Annotated in this window: 21 protein-coding genes; 12 read left to right on the plus strand and 9 right to left on the minus strand. The window is 64.6% G+C overall.

All coding sequences use genetic code 11. The features are described from left to right. The first annotated feature begins 12 nt into the window (after positions 1–12). The 5 genes from N8I74_RS14915 to N8I74_RS14935 all read left to right on the plus strand — a co-directional run bounded on the left by N8I74_RS14915 (position 13) and on the right by N8I74_RS14935 (position 5,385). Positions 13–942 carry a chemotaxis protein gene (locus tag N8I74_RS14915; RefSeq protein ID WP_263123902.1) on the plus strand — a complete coding sequence of 310 codons (930 nt, stop codon included), beginning with the start codon at positions 13–15 and terminating at the stop codon, positions 940–942. A gap of 53 nt (positions 943–995) precedes the next feature. Then, a complete protein-coding gene (gene cheY / locus N8I74_RS14920) occupies positions 996–1,385 on the plus strand; it encodes a chemotaxis response regulator CheY (RefSeq protein WP_263123903.1) in 390 nt (129 codons plus the stop codon). A gap of 29 nt (positions 1,386–1,414) precedes the next feature. Continuing rightward, the gene (gene cheZ, locus N8I74_RS14925) at positions 1,415–2,182 is read left to right on the plus strand and encodes a protein phosphatase CheZ (RefSeq protein WP_263123904.1); all 768 of its coding nucleotides are present in this window, start codon (positions 1,415–1,417) and stop codon (positions 2,180–2,182) included. 49 nt (positions 2,183–2,231) lie between these two features. Further along, the gene (locus N8I74_RS14930) at positions 2,232–4,085 is read left to right on the plus strand and encodes a chemotaxis protein CheA (protein ID WP_263123905.1); all 1,854 of its coding nucleotides are present in this window, start codon (positions 2,232–2,234) and stop codon (positions 4,083–4,085) included. Positions 4,086–4,164: 79 nt separating this feature from the next. Beyond that, positions 4,165–5,385: an EAL and HDOD domain-containing protein gene (locus tag N8I74_RS14935; protein WP_263123906.1), complete on the plus strand. Its 1,221-nt coding sequence runs from the start codon at positions 4,165–4,167 to the stop codon at positions 5,383–5,385. A gap of 85 nt (positions 5,386–5,470) precedes the next feature. Here the strand turns inward: N8I74_RS14935 and N8I74_RS14940 are convergent, their stop codons facing one another. The 7 genes from N8I74_RS14940 to N8I74_RS14970 all read right to left on the minus strand — a co-directional run bounded on the left by N8I74_RS14940 (position 5,471) and on the right by N8I74_RS14970 (position 14,948). Further along, positions 5,471–6,097, minus strand: a complete 627-nt coding sequence (locus N8I74_RS14940) for a hypothetical protein (protein ID WP_263123907.1) — start codon at positions 6,095–6,097, stop codon at positions 5,471–5,473. 132 nt (positions 6,098–6,229) lie between these two features. Further along, positions 6,230–6,628 (minus strand): peptide-methionine (R)-S-oxide reductase MsrB, encoded by a 399-nt coding sequence (msrB, locus tag N8I74_RS14945; protein WP_263123908.1) that lies wholly within the window; start codon positions 6,626–6,628, stop codon positions 6,230–6,232. A gap of 30 nt (positions 6,629–6,658) precedes the next feature. Next, complete coding sequence (locus N8I74_RS14950) at positions 6,659–8,302, minus strand: tetratricopeptide repeat protein (RefSeq protein ID WP_263123909.1); 1,644 nt, start codon at positions 8,300–8,302, stop codon at positions 6,659–6,661. Continuing rightward, positions 8,299–9,123 (minus strand): alpha/beta hydrolase, encoded by an 825-nt coding sequence (locus N8I74_RS14955; RefSeq protein ID WP_263123910.1) that lies wholly within the window; start codon positions 9,121–9,123, stop codon positions 8,299–8,301. The genes N8I74_RS14950 and N8I74_RS14955 overlap by 4 nt, the downstream gene beginning before the upstream one ends. Beyond that, positions 9,120–10,172, minus strand: a complete 1,053-nt coding sequence (locus N8I74_RS14960) for a phospholipase A (protein ID WP_263123911.1) — start codon at positions 10,170–10,172, stop codon at positions 9,120–9,122. Before N8I74_RS14960 ends, N8I74_RS14955 begins: the two co-directional genes overlap by 4 nt. A 181-nt stretch (positions 10,173–10,353) precedes the next feature. Continuing rightward, positions 10,354–12,093 carry a gamma-glutamyltransferase gene (ggt, locus tag N8I74_RS14965; protein ID WP_263123912.1) on the minus strand — a complete coding sequence of 580 codons (1,740 nt, stop codon included), beginning with the start codon at positions 12,091–12,093 and terminating at the stop codon, positions 10,354–10,356. Positions 12,094–12,272: 179 nt separating this feature from the next. Then, the gene (locus tag N8I74_RS14970) at positions 12,273–14,948 is read right to left on the minus strand and encodes a bifunctional acetate--CoA ligase family protein/GNAT family N-acetyltransferase (RefSeq protein ID WP_263123913.1); all 2,676 of its coding nucleotides are present in this window, start codon (positions 14,946–14,948) and stop codon (positions 12,273–12,275) included. 183 nt (positions 14,949–15,131) lie between these two features. On the opposite strand from N8I74_RS14970, the gene ppa reads away from it, so the two are divergent. Continuing rightward, positions 15,132–15,662, plus strand: coding sequence for an inorganic diphosphatase (gene ppa / locus N8I74_RS14975; RefSeq protein ID WP_263123914.1), 531 nt, complete (start codon positions 15,132–15,134; stop codon positions 15,660–15,662). 60 nt (positions 15,663–15,722) lie between these two features. Here ppa and N8I74_RS14980 read toward each other — a convergent pair whose 3' ends face one another. Then, positions 15,723–16,175 carry a hypothetical protein gene (locus tag N8I74_RS14980; protein ID WP_263123915.1) on the minus strand — a complete coding sequence of 151 codons (453 nt, stop codon included), beginning with the start codon at positions 16,173–16,175 and terminating at the stop codon, positions 15,723–15,725. A gap of 121 nt (positions 16,176–16,296) precedes the next feature. Here N8I74_RS14980 and N8I74_RS14985 point away from each other — a divergent pair, with 121 nt between their 5' ends. The 6 genes from N8I74_RS14985 (at position 16,297) to N8I74_RS15010 (ending at position 22,908) form a co-directional block, all read left to right on the plus strand. After that, positions 16,297–17,259 carry a TraB/GumN family protein gene (locus tag N8I74_RS14985; RefSeq protein WP_263123916.1) on the plus strand — a complete coding sequence of 321 codons (963 nt, stop codon included), beginning with the start codon at positions 16,297–16,299 and terminating at the stop codon, positions 17,257–17,259. A 65-nt stretch (positions 17,260–17,324) separates the two neighbouring features. Beyond that, positions 17,325–18,362: an aldo/keto reductase gene (locus N8I74_RS14990; RefSeq protein ID WP_263123917.1), complete on the plus strand. Its 1,038-nt coding sequence runs from the start codon at positions 17,325–17,327 to the stop codon at positions 18,360–18,362. A 170-nt stretch (positions 18,363–18,532) separates the two neighbouring features. Then, complete coding sequence (locus N8I74_RS14995) at positions 18,533–20,041, plus strand: M48 family metallopeptidase (RefSeq protein ID WP_263123918.1); 1,509 nt, start codon at positions 18,533–18,535, stop codon at positions 20,039–20,041. A gap of 370 nt (positions 20,042–20,411) precedes the next feature. After that, a complete protein-coding gene (locus N8I74_RS15000; protein WP_263123919.1) occupies positions 20,412–22,007 on the plus strand; it encodes a DEAD/DEAH box helicase in 1,596 nt (531 codons plus the stop codon). Between the two features lie 77 nt (positions 22,008–22,084). Beyond that, on the plus strand, positions 22,085–22,564 hold the full coding sequence (locus N8I74_RS15005) for an SRPBCC family protein (protein ID WP_263123920.1): 480 nt from the start codon (positions 22,085–22,087) through the stop codon (positions 22,562–22,564). Positions 22,565–22,752: 188 nt separating this feature from the next. Beyond that, positions 22,753–22,908, plus strand: coding sequence for a DUF1328 domain-containing protein (locus N8I74_RS15010; protein WP_263123921.1), 156 nt, complete (start codon positions 22,753–22,755; stop codon positions 22,906–22,908). Positions 22,909–23,046: 138 nt separating this feature from the next. Here N8I74_RS15010 and efp read toward each other — a convergent pair whose 3' ends face one another. Beyond that, on the minus strand, positions 23,047–23,613 hold the full coding sequence (efp, locus tag N8I74_RS15015) for an elongation factor P (RefSeq protein ID WP_263123922.1): 567 nt from the start codon (positions 23,611–23,613) through the stop codon (positions 23,047–23,049). Between the last annotated feature and the right edge of the window lie 7 nt (positions 23,614–23,620).

The raw sequence follows: 23,620 nt of genomic DNA on the forward strand, positions 1-23,620 counted from the left end.
AGCGTGACCATCATGCAAGCCAATCTGCTCGAAAGCGTGGATGCCCGCACCAAACTGGCGGGCTCCAACAAGATGGAAATCCTGCTGTTCTCGCTGGGCACCCGCGAGATCTTCGGCATCAATGTCTTCAAGGTACGCGAAGTTTCGCAGACCCCGAAGATCACCAAGACGCCCAATATGCCGCTGGGTGTGGAAGGGGTGATCTCGCTGCGGGGCAATATCATTCCGGTGATCTCGCTCTCGAAGTTTGTCGCCACGCAGGAAAAGCCATCCAGCGACGCCAACAGCACGATGATCGTCACCGAATTCTCCAAGCATACCCAGGCCTTTCTCGTGCATGAGGTGGACCGGATCATCCGAGTGGATTGGGACAAGGTGCGCGCCCCGGAAGCGATGCTGGCCGGCAACCAGGCACTGATCACGGCGCTGACGGAGCTGCCGGACGGCAAGCTCGTCTCCATCCTGGACGTGGAGCAGATCCTTTCCAGCGTGATCGGCGAACCGGTGATACCCGACCTGCCGAGCACCCATGTCAACCCCGAGTCGTTCATGTTCTTCGTCGACGATTCGATGGTGGCGAGAAAAGAGATCGTCAGCGTGCTCGACAAGATCGGCATCAAGTACTACCAGGCCAACAACGGCAAGGAAGCCTGGGACAAGCTGCAGAACCTGGCCAACCGCGCAGTCCACGACGGCGAGCTGCTCAAGGAAAAGCTCAAGATGATCCTGGTGGATGCCGAAATGCCGGAGATGGATGGCTACGTGCTCACCAAACACATCAAATCCGATCACCGCTTCAGTGGTATTCCGGTGGTCATGCATTCCTCCCTGTCTTCCAACGCCAATCGGGCCATGGGTGCGAGCGTCGGCGTCGATGCTTATGTGGCAAAATTCGACCCCGTAATCCTTGCCGACACCGTGACGCCGTACGTTGTCAGCTAGCATAAAACCGATTCAAGTCGCGCGCTTCGGGCGCGTGGATGGAGTTCCAAGATATGGCAGATAACAATATGCGTTTTCTCGTGGTGGACGATTTTTCCACCATGCGTCGCATCGTCCGCAACCTCCTGAAGGAACTTGGCTTCTCCAATGTGGAAGAAGCCGAGGATGGGCAGGTTGCGCTGCACAAGCTGAAAAACACGCCCTACGACTTTGTCGTGACCGACTGGAACATGCCGAACATGACCGGCATCGAATTGCTGCGGGCGATCCGCGGTGATGCGCAGCTCAAGCACCTTCCGGTATTGATGGTTACGGCCGAGGCCAAGAAAGAGAACATCATCGAGGCCGCGACCGCAGGCGCCTCCGGCTATATTGTCAAGCCGTTCACCGCAGCGACCCTCGACGAGAAGCTCAAGAAGATCTTCTCGAACCTGAATAAGTAAAGCAGCAGCAAGGCTCAAGGAGGCCGCACGTGAGCGATCAAGCCCTCAACAGCGGAGATTCCGCCGAACTCGAAGCCCTGTTCGACAGCATCGTGCAGGCACAGCACGAGGACGACCCACCGGCGTCCGGGACACCGGGGACGACGGCGCAGGCAGCGACTCCGGCAAGGAGCGGAAGCGTGGAAGAGCTTTCCGAACCTGCCCGTACGATGTTCTCGCAAATCGGGCAACTCACGCGCAAGCTGCACGATACGCTGCGCGAGCTGGGGCTCGACAAGTCGCTGGAACAGGCGGTTTCGCAGATCCCGGATGCGCGTGACCGCCTCAGCTACGTGGCGACGATGACCGAGCAGGCGGCCGAGCGCACGCTGAATGCGCTGGACGCAGCCCGGCCATTGCAGGACCAGATCGCCAACGGCTCACGTGCGCTGAGCGCCGATTGGGACAAACTGTTCGCCAACCAGCTGTCAGTCGAGGAATTCAAGGCCCTGGTGCAAAGAACGCGGCAACACCTCAAGACATCGGTTGAACAATCCGACCAGATCAACAGCCAGATGCTGGAGATCATGATGGCCCAGGACTTCCAGGATCTGACGGGCCAGGTGATCAAGAAAGTGCTGCTGATGGCCAAGGACATGGAAAGCCAGCTGCTGGAATTCCTGCTTGCCTTCTCGCCACAGGGAACGCGGCACGACGATGGCCTGCTGGCAGGCCCGGTGATCAATGCGGAGGGCCGTACCGATGTGGTGACGAGCCAGGAGCAGGTCGACGATCTGCTTGAAAGCCTGGGTTTTTGATCGAACAGCCACAATACTGGATGTACGGGATGCGCGTACGGAGGCCAAGATGAGTGACTTTGCCGGCATGGAAGAGTTGCTGCAGGATTTTCTGACCGAAGCGTCGGACCTCTTGTCGGAAGTCGACAACAAGCTGGTCGAGCTGGAAAAGCGTCCGGACGACAAGAACCTGCTCAACGACATCTTCCGCGGGTTCCATACCATCAAGGGGGGCGCCGGGTTTCTCAATGTCGACGCCATGGTGAGCCTGTGCCACCGGACCGAGAATCTGTTCGACAAGTTGCGCAACGGCGAGCTCAAGCTCACGCCCGAGATCATGGACAGCATCCTTGCCGCCACCGGCGTGGTGCGTGAGATGTTCGGTGCCCTGACCCAGGGACGTGTGCCGCAGCCGGCACAGCCCGAGCTGATCGCTGAACTGGATGCCGTGCTGCAGGGGCAGGTTCCAGCCGCCCCGGTGTCGGCAGCACCCGTTCCCGCGGCGCCGTCCCCAGCGCCGGCCGCCGGCGAGCCCGACTGGCCGGGCCTCTACAATGCGTTGCTCGATCACACGTCAGCCACCCCGCAGACGGCGCTGGAGACGGCACCGGTGCAATTGCCTGCCGCAAGCGAATCGGCGCAGGGCCTGCGCCCTGCCACGCCGGTCAAGAGCACCCCTGCGCCCTCGCAGCAGCTCTCATCCGCCACCCAGGAAACCACGATACGCATCGATACGGTCCGGCTTGACCAGGTGCTCAATCTTTCCGGCGAGATCGGCCTCACCAAGAACCGGCTGACCACGCTGCGTTCCGACATCATGTCGGGCAAGATGGATTCGTCCACGCTGAAGGCGATGGATGAGGCAATCAGCCAGCTCGACCTACTGGTCAGCGATCTGCAGAACGCGGTGATGAAGACGCGCATGCAGCCGATCGGCCGGCTGTTCCAGAAATACCCACGCTTGGCCCGCGATCTGGCCCGGCAGTTGGGCAAGGATGTGGAACTTGTCATCAGCGGTGAGGAAACCGAGCTTGACAAGACCATGATCGAAGACCTGAACGACCCGCTGGTGCACCTGGTGCGCAATGCGGTCGATCATGGCGTCGAAACCACCGAGGAACGCGTGGCGACCGGCAAGCCGGCCAAGGCGGTGGTCGAACTGTCTGCCACCCAGGTGGGCGACCATATCCTGATCGAGATCACCGACGATGGCCGTGGCATGCGCCCCGATGTCATCCGCAAGAAGGCAGTCGAGAAGGGCCTGATCGACATCGAGAGCGCCAACAGTCTTGATGACAAGCAGAGCCTGCAACTGATCTTCCTGCCCGGCTTTTCGACCAAGGACCAGATTTCCAGCGTATCCGGCCGTGGCGTCGGCATGGATGTGGTCAAGACCAATATCCAGAAGCTCAACGGCCGGATCGACATCCAGTCGGTGGCCGGTGAAGGATCGCGCTTCTCGATCTCGCTGCCGCTTACGCTGGCCATCCTGCCGGTACTGGTGGTCAAGGTGTGCAACCAGCCTTTCGCCGTGCCGCTGGCCATGGTGCGCGAGATCATCACCATCCGCAGCGAACAGGTCCAGGAGGTATCCGGGCGCGCCACCATCGTGGTGCGCGACGAGATCCTGCCGGTGAAGTCGCTGGCCGCGCTGATCGGCTGGCAGGAAACCCAGGTGCCCCTGTTCGGCGTGCTGATGCAGTCGGCCGAGCACTCCTTCATCCTGGCCGTGGACAGCTTCGTCGGCCGCGACGATGTGGTGATCAAACCACTGCAGAACATCCGCCCACGCGGCGTGGCCGGCGCCACGCTGTCCGGAGACGGGTCGGTGGTGCTGGTACTGGATATGGAGGACCTGCTTTCGTCGTCCAATGCGGATACTTCGGCAGTGAAGACTTCGCGCCTGACCGAACCGGCAGCTTGAAATAACGAGATAAGCACCGGGGTGATGCTGCCCGCTTGCCCCTGAAACCACGCCATCGCACCGCCCGCAGGATTCGAAGATGACGCAAGAACACGCCTATATCGGCCGCCAGCCCATACTCAACCGACAGCAACAGATCATTGGCTATGAATTGCTGTTCCGCCTGGACAAGCAGGCCACCACCGCCGAGTTCTCCAGCGACATGCAGGCCGGCACCAATGTGCTGGTCAACACCATCTCCAACATGGGTACCGACTGGCTGGTCGGCAGCAAGCTCGCCTTCATCAACGTGGCCGAGTCCATGCTGGAGAGCAACTTCCTGGAACTGCTGCACCCTCAACGGGTGGTGCTTGAAATCGTCGAGACCACCTCGGCCACGCCCGAGCTCTTGACCCGCATCAAGGACCTGCGCAACCAGGGGTTCGGGATCGCGCTCGACGATTTCGTGCTGGCCCAGCACACACTGCCGTTCATGGAGTTCGCCAACTACATCAAGCTTGATATCCAGCTGTTGGGCCTGCCACAGGTGCCAACGCTGTCCAAGGAGCTGCGCAAGTACCCGGTGCTGCAGGTGGCCGAAAAGGTCGAGACCAAGGATGAATTCAAGCAGTGCCTCGACATCGGGCTTGACTGCTTCCAGGGCTTCTACTTTGCGCACCCGGAAACCCTGTCGGCCAAGGTGATCAATCCGAGTTATGCCAATATCCTCAACCTGCTGAACATGCTGCGCAACAACGCAGAGATCCGCGAGATCGAGAATGCGCTCAAGCGGGATGTGGCGCTGTCATTCAAGTTGCTGCGCTACATCAATTCGGTCGGCTTTGGGCTGTCGTGCGAGATCCAGTCCTTCCGCCACGCAGTGACCATCCTTGGCTACCAGAAACTGTATCGCTGGTTGACGTTGCTGCTGGTGACCGCCGGGGCGGAAAGCGGGTCGCCCCCTGCCCTCTTGAAGACCGCAGTCACCCGCGGTCGTCTGGTGGAGCTGCTCGGCAGCCATCTGCTGGATGGCCAGGACCGCGACAATCTCTTCATCGTGGGCATGTTCTCGCTGCTGGATGTGCTGCTCGACATGCCGATGGACCGCATCATGGAAACGCTGATCCTGCCCGACAGCATCAGCGATGCGTTGTTGGCACGCAGCGGCATCTACGGGCCGTTCCTGGAACTGGCCGAGGCCTGCGAGGACCCGGATATGAGCGAGGTGCCACGACTGTGCGAGCAGCTGCAGATCACGCCGGAAATGCTCAACCGCGCGCATGTGCAATCGCTGGCCTGGGTCGAGGAGCTGGGCGTCTAGGAACGCAGCGCCTGGCCACATCGGCTGCTCCCAAACAAAAACCCCGCCGCGGCGGGGTTTTTGTTGAATTGAATCAAGGCTGGCCTCAGTTGGCGAACTGCGTGGTCTCCACCACGTTCCAGCCCTTGCCGCGCCCTTCCACATCGTTCTTCAGCTGCGCATCGCCGACCTTGGTCACGATCTCGGCAAACTTGGGATACTGCGCCAGGATGTCCGGGTTGGTCTGCCAGCCCGCGGGATTGGCCACCTTGTAGGTGTAGGTGACGGTATGCCGCTGGTAGTTGGCGGTCTGCTCGGCCACCTTGTCCTCGACCACCTTGTCCACTTCCAGCGTGCCGCTGCAGAAACCGGGACCGGCAGGCTCGGTCAGACCGGTGTAGTAATTGGTGCCTTCCTCGGTCACGTTGAACTGCACCTTGCCGGCCTCACCTTCCACCGGTGCCACCTTGACGAGTCCGGCCTTGACCAGCGCGGCGAGTTGCGCGCCATTGGGTTCGGTCAGCGCTTCATACTTTTCGTCGACCGGATCGCCAAAGCGCACCGGCACCGGAATGCAGGTCTTTTCAGCAGTGCTGAGGTATCCGTTGATCGAACTGATGAGTTCCTTCTGATCCACCGCCGCTTTGGGTGCCTCATCACCGCTTTTGCCGCAACCGGCCAAGCCCAGCGCGCCCAGGGCGGCGATCAAGGCCAATGTCTTCGTCGTCCACATTTGCATCGGGGGTCCTCTCCAAGTAAGCGTGCATGGCGCACCAAGCAACAGGGCAATAGAGGATAACATCGACGCTGGGCGATGACACCAGGGCGACCCCATAAACTTACAATTTAATCTGACGTACGCAGCTTAGGCAGTCGGCTCGAATGTCATGGCAACCGAGTTGATGCAATAGCGCTCGCCGGTTGGCGCCGGGCCATCGGGAAACACATGACCCAGATGGGCATCGCAACGGGCACAGCGCACTTCGGTACGTACCATACCGTGGCTGTAATCCGGAACCCGGATGATCGCCCCGGGCTGTGCCTCCTCCCAGAAGCTCGGCCAGCCGCAGCCGGCATCGAACTTGGTATCGGAATGGAACAGCAAGGCTTGGCAGCAGACGCACAGATAATCACCCTGTGCATTGCGCAGGTAATGCTCGCCGGAGAACGGGCGCTCGGTGCCTGCTTGCCGGGTCACCCGATATTGTTCGGGGCTCAGCTGGGCCCGCCATTGTTCATCGCTTTTTGCAATCTTGTCGCTCATCCTGGCTTGCTCCATCCATGGCATGTCGTATCAGATGGGGGCGCCAAGCCGCTGGCGCAATGCGCCTTCCAGCGCCGCAACAGCGGCAGGCCAATCGCCCGGGCGCGGTTGTCGGAACAGGCGCAGGCTGGGATACCACGGGCTGTCCTCGCGCGCCAGCAGCCAGCGCCAATCGGCGTCGAAGCGACTGACCAGCCACACCGGCCGCCCCAAGGCCCCGGCCAGGTGCGCGATCGAGGTGCAGGCGCTGATCACCAGATCGAGCCCATCCAGATAGGCGGCGGTATCGGCAAAATCGCGCCAATGGGCACTGGCGTCGTGCAGTGTGAAGCCGGCGGCCCGCGCCTGCTCGGCCTTGCCTTGCTGCAGGTTGTGCCAGGTGATGCCGGGCAGGTGGGCCAGATTGCGCAGCAAACCAAGCGGGACGGTGCGCTGGATGTTGTCGGCCTGCCCGGGATTGCCGGTCCAGCACAGCCCGATGTTCAAGCCCGTGCCGCGCACGGCTGGCGCGCCCCCTTCCGGGGTGCGCAGATAAGGGACGGGGAAGGTGCGCAGCATCGCTTCATCGACCTGCAGCGTGGCGGCCAGGGACATGATGGGCACGCAGTGGGTGAACGTCGCCGGGTCCGGCAGGTGGTCGCAGACAGTCACCCCATCCAGACTGGCGGCCATGAGGCGTGCCATGGCCGGCGGACAGGCCAGCGTGACCGTGGCGAACCGCGCCTGCAACTGCGGTACGAAGCGGGCAAACTGCAGCAGATCGCCGTACCCCTGCTCGGAAAACACCAGCAGCCGGGCCGTCGCCGCGACCGCCTCACCGTGCCAGCGCGGCAGCGGCACGGTCGGCGGGGTCACGCCACAGGCCGCCCAGCGCGCCTCGTAGCCGATCCAACCTTCACGCCAGCGCCCGTGCAACAGATCCAGCGTGCCCAGGGCATAGCGTGGCAGCGGCGTATCACTCAACGCCAACGCCTGCCGGTACGCCGCCCGTGCGCCCTCCCAATCCCCCAGCGCCCGCCGGCAGCCACCCAGGTTGTGCCAGGCATCGGCATGGCCGGGCGCGCGTGCGAGCACGGCTTCGAACGTGGCCAGCGCCTCGGTCATCTCGCCGTGCTGGCGTAGCAGGCAGCCCAGGTTGTACCGGCTTTCCAGATGATCCGGCGCCGCGTCGAGCGCTGCCAGGTAGTGCGCCTTGGCAGCCTCTGGCGCATTGTTGTCCCGCAGCAGATTGGCCAGGTTGTAGTGGGCCGGCGCGTAATCCGGAGCCAGTTGCAATGCACGCTCCAGCTCGGCGCGTGCTGCGGCGGTTTCGCCCAACGTGCGCAGCACATTGGCCAGGTTCAGCCGCAGCGCGGGCGACCGGGGATCGAGCGCAACCGCGCGTGCAAGCGCCGCACGTGCCGCCACAGGATCGCCCAGTCGCGCACAGGCCTGCCCCAGCGCCGCCCAGCCGTGCGCTTGCCCCGGGGACTCACGCAGCGCAGGCTCCAGCAGTGCACGCGCCGCGGCCGATTCGCCGGCACGGGTGGCGGCGATGCCGCAGGCCAGCTGCAATGGCAGCTGCCGCGGCCAGCGGGCGAGTGCCTCGTCATAGTGCCGATACGCAGTCATCCAGTCGCCGCCTGCCTCGGCCGCCCCCGCGCGTGCCACCGCCGGATCGTTCCGCCAGCTCATCGTTTGCCTCCGAAATGCCGTGCCAACCAATCGGCCACCATGCCAGCCACCTGCTCCCATCCGTCGTCCACGGTCAGCGCATGGCCGATCTGCGGACAGAACTGCGCCGGCACGCCCCAGGCCCGGGCCGTGGCCACCACATCGGCAGGACTGATGATCCTATCCTGCCCCGCTCCCACCACCAGGCAGGGCAGCGGCCGCGGCAGGCCGAACATCTGCCACGGCTGGGGCAGCATCAGCTCGGCCAGGGCCAGGGTGGATTCGGGTTGTGCGCGCGCGGCGAAGGCATCCAGCCGCGCCTGCGGCAAGGTGGTCGAGAACAGCAGTTCGCGCAGCACCCGCAGGTCGATCCGGTCCGGTGCCTCGTGCCATTGGAAGCGCGACAGCCCGGCCAAGAGATGCGGTCCGGTCAGGCCCACATAGGCCAGCGAGCCGGACAACCCGTAAGGCGGTACGCTGGCCAACAACGCCAGTCCGGCGACCTGGCTGCGGCGCGCATGGCGCTGCACCAGATAGCCGCCGAGCGAATGACCGATCAACACCGGCGCCGCCGGCAAGGCACCGGCAACGCTGGCCACGTTGTCGAGGAAGTCGTTCAGCGTAAAGTTGTCGAGCCGGTCGCGCCCTTCGCTGCCGCCGTGCCCGGCCAGGCTCAACGCATGGCAGTCGTAGCCCAGCCGCGCGAAGTACGGCAGGAAGGTCTCCTCCCAGCACCAGGCACCGGCATAGGCGCCGTGGACGAACAACAGCGGCGGGGCGGCCCGGCGCCGGGCTGCATCGGCCGGCCGATGCAGGACTTCAAGATCGATGACATCGTTCATCGGACAAACCCGATGCCAAGGCGCAGGCTGTTGGTACGACGGTCGTAGCTGCGCAGGCTCTCCCCATAGCCGTCCCAATACTGCAGGTAGGCGAAGAAATCCGCGCCGAACGCCCGCAGCGGATAGGCCAGATCGACCTGCACCGACCCCTTGCCCTTGCTGCCGTAGCGTCCCAGCAGCGCGGCAGTGAGCCCCTGGCCGTCGCCGACCTTGAAATGCCAATCCACATAGCCGCGATAACCAGCGATATCTGGGTTCTCGTCCATTTCGGTCAGATAGGTGGCAAAGACCGGCGAAAAGATCAGGTGCAGATCGTCCACATCACCCCAGTTGAAGGTCGGATTGATGAACAGCTGGTTCAGATCGCGCGATTCGCTGCCGCCCTTGCCGTTCGATTCGTGCCGGAAACCATAGGCCAGATCGAAACGATCCACGTAGGGGATACGGGCAAGGTTGGCGCGCTCGTAGTAGAAGGCCGGTTTGTAGCTGGTGTCGTAGAACGGGGTGGAATCCTCGGACAGGTTCCACAGCGAGGTCTGCGAATAGGCAAAGCGCAATCCGGCCAGCCAGGGCATCCGGCGCGCCAGTGCACTGTCCGGATCGAACAGCTGATAGCGGAAGCTGAACTGGAAGCGGGCGTCCTCGCCGTCCGGTGCCATCAGGAAATACATCGGCTCCAACGGTGCAAAGCGCGCCGCGGCATAGTTGGTGACCGCGGTGTTCTGGATCTGCACCTCCGCCGGCAGCGGCGTACCCGGTTGCAGCGGTGTCGGCACGCTGGGCGGTGTCGGCTGCACCGGCTTGCGTACCGCATAGCGCAGCAGGCGCGCGCTGTCGGGAGCAAGGGTGAACGGTGCGGCGGCCTGGGTCAGGTCGCACAGTCGCGAACCAGGGCAGAACAACGTGGTCGACGGCGTCACTGCCTCGTCCGCCCGGCCGCGATTGACATACAGCACTTCGACGGTCTGGGCCGCCGTGTCGCTGGTCATGAACACTGTTTCCACCGCTGGCGCCACCGGGATGGCCAGCCCCAGCAGGCAGCCGGACACACTATGTATCCATCCGCGCATCACTCGTCCCTTGGCTGCAAATGCCGGCGATTATCGCCGGAAAGCCCTGCTTTCGCGACCAGGGGGCGAGCTTGCTCACAGCGGCGGCAGGCGCACGCAGACCGGACGGCGGCGTGCAGAACGCCAGATGGGGCGCCTGCCTGGTACGAAGCCGTGCATTTCAGCGCCCTTGCACCAGCGCACTGCCACCGCCGTGGCGCACCGGTTCGCTGATGGCGGTCACCGTCCCATCGGGGTTGAAGCGGATGGCATTGGCGGCGCCGATCTCGTCCGTCTCGCTCCAACGATGGCCATACGCCGCCAGCGCTTTGGCCTGGGGGCTTGCGGCATAGCCGAAACGCTTTTCCACCTGGGTCTCGTTGCCGTTACGCTGGCTCAACCGCGGCGCGGCCAGCGCATCGGCAAGGCTCATGCCCAGATCGAGGTGATTGACGATGGTCTGCAGCACGGTGGTGATGATGGTGGAGCCCCCGGGCGAACCCAGCGTGAACGCCGGCCGGCCCTGCCGCAGCACGATGGTCGGGCTCATGCTGGAGCGCGGACGCTTGCCGGCTTCGGGCACATTGGGATGGGGGCCGGAAAAATCGAAGTCGGTCATCTCGTTGTTGAGCAGGAAGCCACGTCCCGGCACCACGATGCCACTGCCGCCCCAGTCCTCGATGGTGAAGGTATACGCCACGACATTGCCTTCGCGATCGCTCACCGTCAGATGCGTGGTGTGGGCCGGTTCCGCCGCCAGGGCAGCCGGTTGCGGTCGCAACGGCACCGACTGGTCGTTCTGGAACAGGTAGGGATCGCCCGGCCCCACCTTGCCGGACGCTGCCGCGGCAAGATCGATCGCCCGGGCGCGCTCAGCGGCGTAGGCCTTGGCCAGCAACCCTTCGCCGGGCACATCCACGAACTCGCCGTCGGCGACGTAGGCATTGCGGTCGGCGAACACCAGCCGCGACGTCTCCAGGTAAAGGTGCTCGGCCTGGGCGCGCGGCAGCGCCTTCAGGTCGAACTGCTCCAGGATATTGAGGGCCTCGGCGATGGCGATGCCGCCGCTTGACGGCAATGGCATGCCATAGATCTCGTAGCCGCGGTAGGTGGAGCGGATGGGCTGGCGCAGCCGCGCCTCGTAGTGCTTCAGATCGTGCAGCGTCATCTGCGCGCTGAGCACAGCCTCACCCGGCTGCGTGGGCGGGGCGTTGACCGCCTGCACGATCTGGGCCGCCAACGGTCCTTCGTAGAATCCGCGCACCCCCTGCCTGGCCAACAGCCGATAGGTGCCGGCCAGATCGGGATTGCGGAAATGCGTGCCGACCGGCAATGCCTTGCCATCCTTCAGGTAGAGCGCACTCGTGCTGGTGAAGCGCGCGAACTTGGCCTCATTGCGGCTATTGATGCGGTGGAAGTTCGGTCCGACGCTGAAACCGCGCTCGGCCACCTTGATCGCCGGCTTGAGCACCTGGGCGAAATCCATGGTGCCGTACCGCGCCAGCGCGTCATGCCAGCCGCGCACCGTGCCGGGCACGCCGACCGCGACGCCGGAGGGCACCGCCGCCTCCCACGGCATCGCCTTGCCGCCTTGCTGGAATACCGCAGGATGGAAGTAGGCCGGCGCGGTCTCGCGATGATCGAGCGCGATCACGCGCTTGTCCTTGGCCAGGTAGATCAGCATGAAACCGCCGCCACCGATGCCGCAGCTGAACGGGTCGGTCACCCCCAACACGGCGGCAGCCGCCACTGCGGCATCGACCGCGTTGCCGCCCCGGTTCAGTATCTGCAACGCCGCCTGGCTTGCCGGCTCGGAAATGGTGGCGACCGCGCCACCACGCCCGGTGGCGACGGGCTGTCGCCCCCATGCGGCCACTGCCGCCATCAGCAACAATAGTCCCACTGCAGTGCGCTGCATCATCAGGCTCTCCTTGGCATAGGTGCTAAGGATGCTAGCAGCTGACTGATGAAAGGCTGAATACCAAGTGACTGGACCACCCAGCCTGCCGACATCTGGCTGTCGGCTTGCCGACTATGTGGACCGGCGTAACCGCAGCGCCATGCCTGCGCGACTGCACGGCCACCCTGCCAACACCGCCGCTACAGCCGCTTCACCACCCACTTCAGCCCTTCGTCCTCAGGATGTGGGTGAATCTCGAAGCCCAGCCGTTTCATGAAATTGAGCATGGTCTTGTTGCTGGTGAGCACTTCGCCTTCCACGGTATCGAGATCCATGTCGCGCGCGGCGCTGAACAGCGCTTGCATCAACTGGCTGCCCAGGCCCTTGCCCTGCATGGTGTCGGCGATGACGATGGCAAATTCGCAGCTGTCGTAGTCGGGGTTGACGGTGAAGCGTGCCACTCCGAGGATGCGCTCCCCGTCGCCCTCGCCCAGGGTGCCCACCAGCGCCACCTCGCGGGCATAGTCCAGCTGCGTGAAGCGTGCCAGCATCGCCTGCGGCAGCGTCTTGAGCGTGTTCATGTAGCGGTTGTAGCGTGTCTCGTCGGACAGCTCGGCAACGAAGCGCGCCATCATCTCGGCGTCCTCCGGCCGTACCGGGCGGATGGTGACCGGTATGCCGTTCTTCAGCTCGCGCACCTGCACCAGATGCGACGGATACGGATGGATCGCCATATGCGCATAACGACGCGTGCGCTCCGGCACCGGCGCCACCACGATGCGGGCATCGACCGCGATCACGCCCTGCTCGTCCGCCACCAGCGGATTCAGATCGAGCTGCTGCACCTGCGGCAGCTCGCACACCAGCTCCGACAGCCGCAGCAGCACGTCGGCCACCGCATCGATTTTGACCGCAGGCTGGTTGCGGAACACCTCCAGCATCTTCTTCACCCGGGTACGGCGGATCAGATTGGCGGCGAGGTACTCGTTCAGCGGCGGCAGCGCCACCGCCACATCGTTGAAGATCTCCACGGCGATGCCGCCGGCACCGAAGGTGATCACCGGACCGAAGGCGCGGTCGCGCGCCACCCCCAACATCAGTTCCCGGCCAAACCTGCGGCCATGCATCGGCTGTACCGTCAGGCCGCGCACCTTGTCGCCGAAACGCTCGCGCGCCCGGGTCAGCATGCGGTTCGCTTCGGCCGCCACGCCGACCAGGCTCTGGATGTTGAGCGTCACGCCGTCGATGTCGGTCTTGTGGGCCACCCCTTCCACATCCAGCTTGAGCGCAATCGGCAGCCCCAGCCCCATGGCGACGGTGACCGCATCGTCGGCGCTGGCGGCACGCAGCGTCGGGATCACCGGGATATGGAACGCGCGCAGGATGGCCTTGGACTCGATCTCATCGAGCACCGTGCGTCCGCTGGCCAGCACGGTGTCGATGATGATGCGCGCGGTTTCGAAGTCCGGGTTCTCCCACTCCCCGAGCGGAGCGGCGGTCTGCAACAGCAGCTGCTGGTTGTATTCCCATGCCGCCAGCGAATAGAACACCTCCACGCCGTGCTCGGGCGCGTTGAAATGCGCGCAGTTGTGCTTGGTCAGGAGCCGGCGGCTGTCCTCCACCTTCTTGCCGCCGATCCAGGCCAGCAGGATGGGCTTGTCGGTGCTGCGGTGCAGCTCGATCATCGCCTCGGCGGTCGCCATGTGGTCGGTACCGACCTGCGGGGTGAACACCACCACCACACCGTCGACATTCGGATCAGCCAGCACCGTCTGCGTGACGCCGCGAAAACGCGCCGCCGGCGCATCGCCGAGCACGTCCACCGGATTGCAGCGCTCTGCCTGCGCAGGCAGCCAGACGGCGAGCTGGGCCATGGTGTCGGGGGTGAGCGTGGGCAACTGGATATTCAGGTCATGTGCCCGGTCCACCGCCATCATGCCGGCGCCCATGCCGTTGGTGATGATGGCCAGACGCCGCCCCCGCGTGCGATAGCCGGCGTTGACCACGCGGGCGGCGATGAAGAGCTGGTTGATGGAGCGGATGCGCAGCACCCCGGCGCGGCGCAGCGCGGCCTCGAACACGTCGTCGCGTCCGATCAGGCGCTCGCTGTGGGTGCGGCCCAACGCCAGCGTCTCGTCGTAGCGGCCCACCTTGAGCACCATCACCGGCTTAGTGCGGGCGGCGGCACGCAGTGCGGACATCAGCGTGCGCGCATCCTGCACGTCTTCCAGGTAGATCAGGATGCTGCGGGTCCTGGGGTCGGACACCAGATAGTCCAGCGTCTCGCCGACATCCACATCGGCGCCGGTGCCGAGCGACACCACGCTGGAAAAACCGACCTCGTGCGATTCGGCCCAGTCCAGGATGGCCGAAGCCACCGACGAGGACTGCGAGACCAGCGCCAGATTGCCGGCAGTGATCCTGCCCTGATAGTGCCCGGCCAGGAAATTCGAGATCGGCCGTACCAGCCCGAACACAGTCGGGCCGAACAGCCGCAGATCGTATTGGCGGGCAAGCACGAGCAATTGGTCGAGCAAGGTGCGTGCGCGCTCGTCGGTCCCGACGAAGTCGCACGACATCAGCACCACTGCCTTGACACCCCGCCTGCCGCATTGCTCGATCAGCGCCTTGAGCGTGCGCGACGGCGTGGTGATCACCACCAGATCCAGGGGGCCGTCGATCTCAGCCACCGATCTCACCGCCTTGATCCCCAGCACCGTGTCGCGTCGCAGGTTCACCGGAAAAAGGCGCCCCGGATAACGGCCTTCGACCAGATTGGCGAACACGGTCCTGCCTACCGCGCCCTCGGTTTCGGTGGCCCCGATCACGGCCACCGACTTGGGGTCGAACAAGGGCGTGAGGTAGTGCTGTTTCATGGCAGGCTCGTCGGGTGCGCGGTTGAGATGAATTGTAGCCGGCGCCTACGCCGGCTTGACGCGCCGCAGCTTGAGTTGGCGCAACAAATGTTGCCCTGGCCGTGCCCGCTGGCGCGGCGGCCACCACGCACAAGCCTTCCGATATAATTGCGCCCGTTTTGCACACCCCGACAAGGACCCGACATGGACATCAGCAAGATCCCGGCTGGCAAGGACCTGCCGAACGACTTCAACGTGATCATTGAAATCCCGGCCAACGCGCCGCCGATCAAGTACGAATTCGACAAGGAAGCCGGCGCCATCGTGGTCGACCGTTTCGTCGGCACATCGATGTCCTATCCGATGAACTACGGCTTTGTGCCGCATACGCTGTCGCTTGATGGCGACCCGGTGGATGTGCTGGTGCACACCCCGTTCGCGCTGGCCCCCGGCATGGTGATCAAGTGCCGCGCCATCGGCGTGCTGGGCATGGAAGACGAGGCCGGCCAGGACGCCAAGGTGATCGCTGTGCCGGTGGAAAAGATCTGCCCGATGTACAAGCACATCCAGAAGCTCGAGGACCTGCCCGAGTTGCTGCTGGCGCAGATCCAGCATTACTTCGAGCACTACAAGGACCTGGAAAAGGGCAAGTGGGTCAAGGTGACCGGCTGGGGCGACAAGGCCGCCGCCGAGGCCGAGATCGTCGCCAGCTACCAGCGTGCCCAGCAAGGCTGATCCGGCCTTCCAGGAAAAACCCGCCGATGAGGCGGGTTTTTACTTTGGGACACACCGCCGCTAGGGCGCTGGCCGGGAGGCATCGTCGCGCGTGGCGGCCTCCGACGCGGCCCCGGCGAAAAGCTCGGGGCAACTGACCGCCACCTCGCCGCGGTCCACGGTCAGTTGCCCGGTGCCGAATTCACCCTGATAGCTGCCCGACAGGTGCTTCGCATCACCCTGCAGCGTGATCCTTGTCTTCTGCGACGGCGAGAAGCTGAGCTGCCAGCCCTCCTTGTGCCGCCGCCCCTCGATCACCACCGGCACCAGCCCCTTGCAGATCACGCCGAAGCGGCCGTGGGCGGTGAATGCGCCGGCCCGCTCGGTCAGCAGCGTATCGATCAGCAAGGCGCGCGCGCGCCGGTCATGATGCAGCTTGGCCCAGTAGTTGCCGACGAAATCGGCCGGCAATACCGGCTGCGCCGATGCAACGCCGGCCAACAGGGCCAGCGCACCCATGATGTAACGTGTCATTGGTTTCCTCCTTGCGCCGTCCGTTGCGGCGCGATCATGATCCGGGACGCCAGCCTCATTGCCCGTCGCGCAACACAGCTCGCTATACTTGCCAGCTTTGCGCCCCGTACCGGAGATTGCCATGTTGTCCCGCCTTCGCCAATTGCTGCGCCCGCTGCTCGCCGGCGCCTGCGCCGCCGCCCTGCTCGCGCCCGGCCCGGCCCACGCCGCCGAGACGACGTCGCCGGATTTCCCCCGCTCGCACCTGTGGCGCATTGAGAAGCCGGGCCAACCGGCGTCGTGGCTGTTCGGCACCGCGCATGTCTCCGATCCGCAAGTGACACGCCTTTCGCCCGCGGTGCAAGCCGCATTCGACGGGGCGGAGCGGATCGCCACCGAGGTGCGGCTCGACTTCGGTGCCTTCATGGAACAGGCGCACCTGGTGCTGCTGCCCGAAGGCGAAAGCCTGAAGGACCTGCTGGGCCCCGAGCACTATGCCCGGCTGGTGCCCGAGCTGGAAGCGCGCCACTATCCGGAGGCGGCAACGCGGCGCCTGAAGCCTTGGGCGGCCGCGATGTACCTGATGGCCCCCCGCAATCCGACCGGGCAGTTGCCTTTGGACCTGATGCTGGCCAAGAACGCCGTGGAATCGAGTAAGGCGTACGACGGCATCGAGACGGTGGCAGAGCAGTTGGCGGTGTTCTCCGAGATCCCTGCGGACAAGCAGCTGACCCTGCTCAAGGTGCTGATCGACCACCAGCGCGCGATGGAGGCCGGCACCAAGGCGCTGATCGGGCGCTATGTGGCGCGCGACTACCCGGGCATGCTGCGCCTGGCCCAGCCACAGTCCGATCCATTGCTGCAGGCATTCCCCGCGGCCGATCGTGCCTTCTTCATCGACTGGAGCCAGCGGGTACTGCTGGCCGAGCGCAATGTGCGGCTGGCCGAACGCATGATCAAGGCCTTGCCGCAAGGCGGGGCATTCTTCGCCGTCGGCGCGCTGCACCTGCCGGGCAAGGACGGCCTGGTGGCGCGGCTGCGCGCTGCCGGCTACAAGGTCACCCCGGCCGACCTGGACAAGCGCGGCGGCAAACCGCAAAAGTAACTTGTTCCGTACCGAGGCCAGGCGCGCAGCGGCATGCTGCGCGCAGCCTTCCTGGAGCCATCGCCATGCGCTATCGCCTGCTGCCCGCCTCTGACCTGACCGTTTCGGCCATATGCCTGGGCACCATGACCTTTGGCGAGCAGAACAGCACGGCCGAGGCGCACGCACAGCTGGATCGCGCGCTGGCGGCAGGCGTGAATTTCATCGACACCGCCGAGATGTACCCGGTACCGGCGCGCGCCGAGACGCAGGGCCGCACCGAAGCCATTCTCGGTGACTGGCTGGTGCGGCAGCCGCGCGACCGGGTGGTCGTGGCATCCAAGGTCGCCGGGCCGCAGCGCGGCATGGCCTGGATGCGCGGCGGCCCCCAGTACACCGCCGATCAGATCGTCGCCGCGTGCGACGCCTCGCTGTCGCGATTGCGCACCGACTACATCGACCTATACCAGTTGCATTGGCCGGCACGGCATGTGCCGATGTTCGGAGAGACCGACTTCGATCCGGCCAAGGAGCCCACCGAAGTGCCTTCGGTGTACGTGCAGCTCGAGGCCCTCGACCAACTGGTGCGGGCCGGCAAGGTGCGCTACGTGGGTCTGTCCAACGAAACCCCCTGGGGGGTGATGGAATTCCTGCGTCTGGCACGCGAGCACGGGCTACCGCGGCCGATCAGCATCCAGAACGTCTGCAACCTGCTGCACCGCGGCTTCGAGCACGGGCTGACCGAAGTATGCCACCGCGAGGACGTGGGCCTGCTGGCCTACAGCCCGCTGGCATTCGGACTGCTCAGTGCCAAGTACCAGGATGACCCCGGCGCCGACGGACGGATGACCCGTTTCCCCGAATTCGGCGCCCGTTACCGCAAACCCCATGTGCAGTCGGCGATTGCCGACTATGCGCGCCTGGCGCGCGAGCACGGGCTCAGCCCTGCGCAGCTGGCGCTTTGCTGGCTGATGCAGCGCTGGTATGTGAGCAGCACCATCATCGGTGCGACCACTGCAGCACAGCTGGAGGAAAACCTGGGTTGCCTCGACCTCCCCCTCGATCCCGCGCTGCTGGCAGCGATCGAAGCCATCCACCTACGCTGCCCCAACCCCGCGCTCTAGCCGCGACCCGGGCCGCGGCTGCCCAGGGCGGCGGCGTGACCCATAGTCAGGATTGGCGTACCGACCCACCGTACAGGGGCCGGATACGACAGTTGGTCGCCACTTTTTGAGCATGATCGCAATCATGGCTTACAACTTGGGCCGATTTCGACCCCGCCATTAGCCCCCCCATGAACGAGCGCCCGTTTCTCGACACCCAGCGTATCGCCATCCTGGAGAACAACGCCCACCTGTATCCAAGGCTGACCGAGCTGAAGACACTGCTGGTGGCCGCCGCCGGGTACAGCGGCCTGCTGCTGGTGCTTGCCCTGGGATGCTTGCTTGCCAAGACCGGGCTGCAGGATGGGCGCCTGATGCTGCTGGCAGGTGGTCTGGGATTGGGATTGGGCGGCAGCTACCTGATGCTGAGTTGCCTGATGCAGGCGGACGGCAGGCCCGAGGGGCGCAGCCTGCAGCCGGCCGAGGCGCTCGCGCTGTTCCGTATGCTGAGCAAGCTGCAGCGCCAGCTCAAGGTTGCGCCGCTCGACGCTGTGCTGGTGGACGAGCGCTTCGCGGTCGAGCTGGTCGAGGTTGCGCGCTTTGGCCTGCTCGGCGGGGTACGCCGCTACCTGGTCGTCGGGTTGCCCATGCTGCTCGCACTGTCTTCATCGGAGCTGGGGGCGCTGGTCGTTGAGGAATACGGCCGGCTGCACGGCGGCCGCCCTGGCTGGCGCGGCTGGCTTTACCGCATGCGCCGCCGCTGGGGCGCGTGGTATCCGGCGCTGCAGGAAGACACCGGTACGCTGGCCGGATGGGTGCAGCGCTTCTATCTGTGGTACATCCCCCGCTTTCTGATGCATACGCTCGCGCTGGCACGGCGGCAGGAACGCGCGGCCACGCAGCTGGCGGCCCAGGTCATCGGCGCCCAGGCCACGGCGACGGCGGCCGTCAAGACCAGGCTGTTCGGCCGTTTCTTTGACGATCACTACTGGCAGAACTATTGGCGGTTTGCCGATAGCCAGACCAGTCCGCCGTTCGGCCCCTACGCTGGACTGCACGAGGGCTTCCAGCAGGGAGAACGCCTGTGGCGATCCAGCCGCTGGTTCAAGGAGGTGCTGGCCGAACAACCGCCGCACGACGATCCCCGCCCCAGCCTCAAGGAAAAGCTCGACCTCCTGGTCCAGGTGGCGCGGCCGGCCGCCTGGCCTGCGCAAAGTGCCGGTGAAAAGTGGCTCGGTGTCACGCTGGGCAAGCTGGTGGCAGAGTTCGATCGCGAATGGCTCGCGATCAACAACCAGAACTGGAAGGCGCGCTACCGCGCGGTGCAGCAGGAGGACACCGAATTGGCCATGCTGCGCATGCAAAGCCCGGACAGCCTGGACGACCTGCAGCTGTGGCGCCTGGCGCAACTGAGCCATGCCCGCGTCGGCGCAACACAGGCCCGCCCGCTGCTGGAACGGGTGCTCACCCGCGACCCGCAGCATGCCCAGGCCCGCTACCTGCTGGCGTCGCTGCTGCTCGACGCCGGGGACGAACGCGGGCTGGGCTGCATGGAACAGGCAATGAAGCTTGACCAGCAACTGGTCGATGAAGGCCTGCTGCACTGCCAACGCTACCTGCAACGGCACAGCCGCCTGCAGGATTTCGAAGCACTCTGGTCGCGTCTGGCAAGCCACCATCGCCGCGCCAGCATGGCATAGCCGGCCCCGCCAACACCGGCCACGCACTGGCAGACGCCGCCCGTCCCGGGCAGCGCCACGCCAATGTCCGGGCAGCAGCCGGCCCTCGTGCACGAAGTGGGCAGGACTGCGTTTTGCACGCTGCGGCACGCGCCCGTCCCGCCCGTATACCCCGGGAACCCCCACCCGCTTTCCGGACCGATGAAATGATGCGCTGGCGCATCAAACGCGATTACGTATAATGCGAGGACTTCAAGCGATCCGATGCAATGTCCCGGCCCGTCCGGCATGTGATCGCCAGCCATATCGTTTCCAGTCCGTACCTGTATTGTTACCCGCCTGCTCGACTGGTGCCCGCTTCAGGGATCGCGGCGGTCTTCACGGAAGATCTATGTCTTTTGCTTCTCTCGGTTTGAGCGAATCGCTCGTACGCGCCGTTACCGAACTCGGTTACACCGAACCCACTCCGATCCAGACCCAGGCGATTCCCGCCATCCTTTCCGGCGGCGACCTGATGGCCGGCGCCCAGACCGGCACCGGCAAGACCGCGGGCTTCACCCTGCCCATCCTGCAGCGCCTGTCCGAGCATCCGCGCGAAGGCAGCACCAAGGTGCGCGCGCTGATCCTGACCCCGACCCGCGAGCTGGCTGCCCAGGTTGAGGAATCGGTCCGCAACTATGGCAAGCATGTGAAGCTCAAGTCGGTGGTGATCTTTGGCGGGGTCGCCATCAATCCACAGATCGAAAAGCTCAAGAAACGGATCGATGTGCTGGTCGCCACGCCGGGTCGCCTGCTCGACCATGCCAACCAGGGCACCGTCGACCTTTCCGGGGTGGAGATCCTGGTGCTGGATGAAGCCGACCGCATGCTCGACATGGGCTTTATCCACGACATCAAGAAAGTGCTGGCGCTGTTGCCCGCAAAACGCCAGAACCTGCTGTTCTCGGCCACTTTCTCCGACGAGATCAAGGCGCTGGCGGACAAGCTGCTCGACAACCCCGCCCTGATCGAAGTCGCGCGCCGCAATGCCACGGCGGATACCATCGCGCAGAAGGTGCACCCGGTCGACCGCGACAAGAAGCGCCAGCTGCTCACCCACCTGATCAAGCAACATAACTGGTTCCAGGTGCTGGTCTTCACCCGCACCAAGCACGGCGCCAACCGGCTGGCCGAGCAATTGGTCAAGGACGACATCTCCGCCCTGGCGATCCACGGCAACAAGAGCCAGGGCGCACGCACCCGCGCCCTGTCCGAATTCAAGGCCGGTACCCTGCAGGTGCTGGTGGCCACCGATATCGCCGCGCGCGGCATCGACATCGACGAACTGCCGCACGTGGTCAACTACGAGCTGCCGCACGTGCCCGAGGACTATGTACACCGGATCGGACGCACCGGCCGGGCGGGCGCGGAGGGCGAAGCCATCTCGCTCGTCTGCGTGGATGAACTCAAGTTGCTGGCCGACATCGAAAAGCTGATCAAGCGCGAACTGCCCAAGGCCGTGATCGAAGGATTCGAACCCGATCCGGACGCCAAGCCCGAACCGATCCAGCAACGCAGTGGTCAACGCCCGCAACGCAGCGGGCAAGGGCGCCAGGGTGGCGGCGAGGGCCGTCGCACCCCGGCACCGCAGCCGCAGCAACAGCAGGCACAGGCGCAGCGCGGTGAACGGGCGCAGGAAGGACCGGCACGCGGGCAGCAGCCGCGTCAGAAACAGCGCCAGGCCCAGCAGCAGCAACAACAAGGCCAGCAGAACCGTGGTGGTCAGCAACAGCAGACCGGGCGCAAACAACAGCAGCAGCAACAGCAGCAGAACGCCGGTGGCAAGGGCAAGGGCAATCGCCCTGCCAACCCGGCCCGCAGCGGCAATGTCGACCGGCGCGACAGCGACAGCTCGGTCTGGGATGAGCGCCAGCCCACCAGCAACGAGAATACGCCGGTGGCAGCGCTGTTCTCGGTGCCGCGCCGCCCCACCGGCCGTCATCACTGAACGAGGGGGCTTTGCCCCCGGTGCGGCGCCGCTGCGTGCGGTGCCCATCTGAACAGCCGGAGGCCTGCCCCACAGCCATGCGTTTCGAACACCTGATCCAGATCAACGAGGAAGGCAACCCGTTGGCCATCGCGCTGACGGCGGACCAGCTCTGGCAAGGGCTGGTCCATCGTGCCCGTTCGCCGCAGGATTTCATGGAGCAGGTCGAGTCCGTGCGCATCCTGCACCAGGAGGATGGCTATTTCGAGCGCGAGATGCTGCTGGGCCGGCTGCGCGTTGTCGACCATGTGACGCTGACACCTGGCCGGCGCGTGCACTATGACACGCAGCCCAGTGACGAGCACGGTGGTGGGTCGCTGACGCTGACCATCGAGGAGCCCCAGCCGGGCGCGTTGTTCCTGCGGGTGGTCTACGAGACCCCGCTGACACAGACACCCGGCATGGGCGAGCAGGACGACGGCTACTACATCGATTATGTGAAAGCGGCCTATCGGCAGAACGATATCGATACCGTGCGCCGCATCCGCCAGCTCGCGCACGCCGGTCTGCTTGGCTGAGAAGCCACGCAAGCCCCTTCCTACATCACCATCCGGGGCCGCCTACATGCGTTTGCGCCACCCACTGCTGGTGTGCGCATAATGTTGCACGATCGCCACCGTTTACCCCTATTCCCGGCAAAATTTCCGCAAACTCCGGCAGAACTGCGTTTTAGAGTAAGAACACGATAACGCCAAGGAGCCTTGCCATGCTGCACTACGCCATCGTCTTTCTGATCATCGCCTTGATTGCCGGGGTGCTGGGTTTCGGCGGCGTCGCCGGTACTGCGGCCTGGATCGCCAAGGTGCTGTTCGTGGTCTTCCTGGTGCTGTTCGTGGTGTCGTTGATCCGACGCAATTCATGACGCACCATACCGCGCCATAGCAAAACAGCCGCAGATGCGGCTGTTTTGCTATGGAACGCCCGATCACGCCCCGGTGCTGCAGCAGGGCGGCAATACGCCCTGCCCTTGCAGGCCCGGTGCGGCGCAGCCCACGTGGCGTTATGCCGCGCGCCGCTTGAATTCGCTGGTGCGCGTATCGATCTCGATCCGATCGCCGATTTCGATGAAGGCGGCGACCTGGACCTGGGTGTCGGTTCCCTTGAGCTTGGCAGGCTTCATCACCTTGCCGGACGTATCGCCACGCACGGCAGGCTCGGTGTATTCCACTTCGCGCACGATGGTGGTCGGCAGTTCCACCGAGATGGCCTTGCCTTCGTAGAAAGTCACTTCACAGACATCTTCCATGCCGTCGACGATGAAGGCCACGGTATCGCCCACGTTGCCGGCTTCGATTTCGTACTGGTTGTACTCGGCGTCCATGAACACATACATCGGGTCGGCGAAGTAGGAGTAGGTGCATTCGCGCTTTTCGAGCACCACCACGTCGAACTTGTCGTCCGCCTTGTAGACCGCTTCCGAGGCCGCGTCGGTCAGCAGGTTCTTCATCTTCATCTTGACGACCGCGGCATTGCGGCCGGACTTGTTGTACTCGGCCTTCTGGACCACGAGCGGCTGGCCGTCGACCAGAATGACGTTGCCCGAACGGAGTTCTTGAGCAGTTTTCATGAGCGTT

This window comes from Chitiniphilus purpureus (assembly GCF_025642115.1).
In the GTDB taxonomy this organism is placed as follows: Bacteria; Pseudomonadota; Gammaproteobacteria; order Burkholderiales; family Chitinibacteraceae; genus Chitiniphilus; species Chitiniphilus purpureus.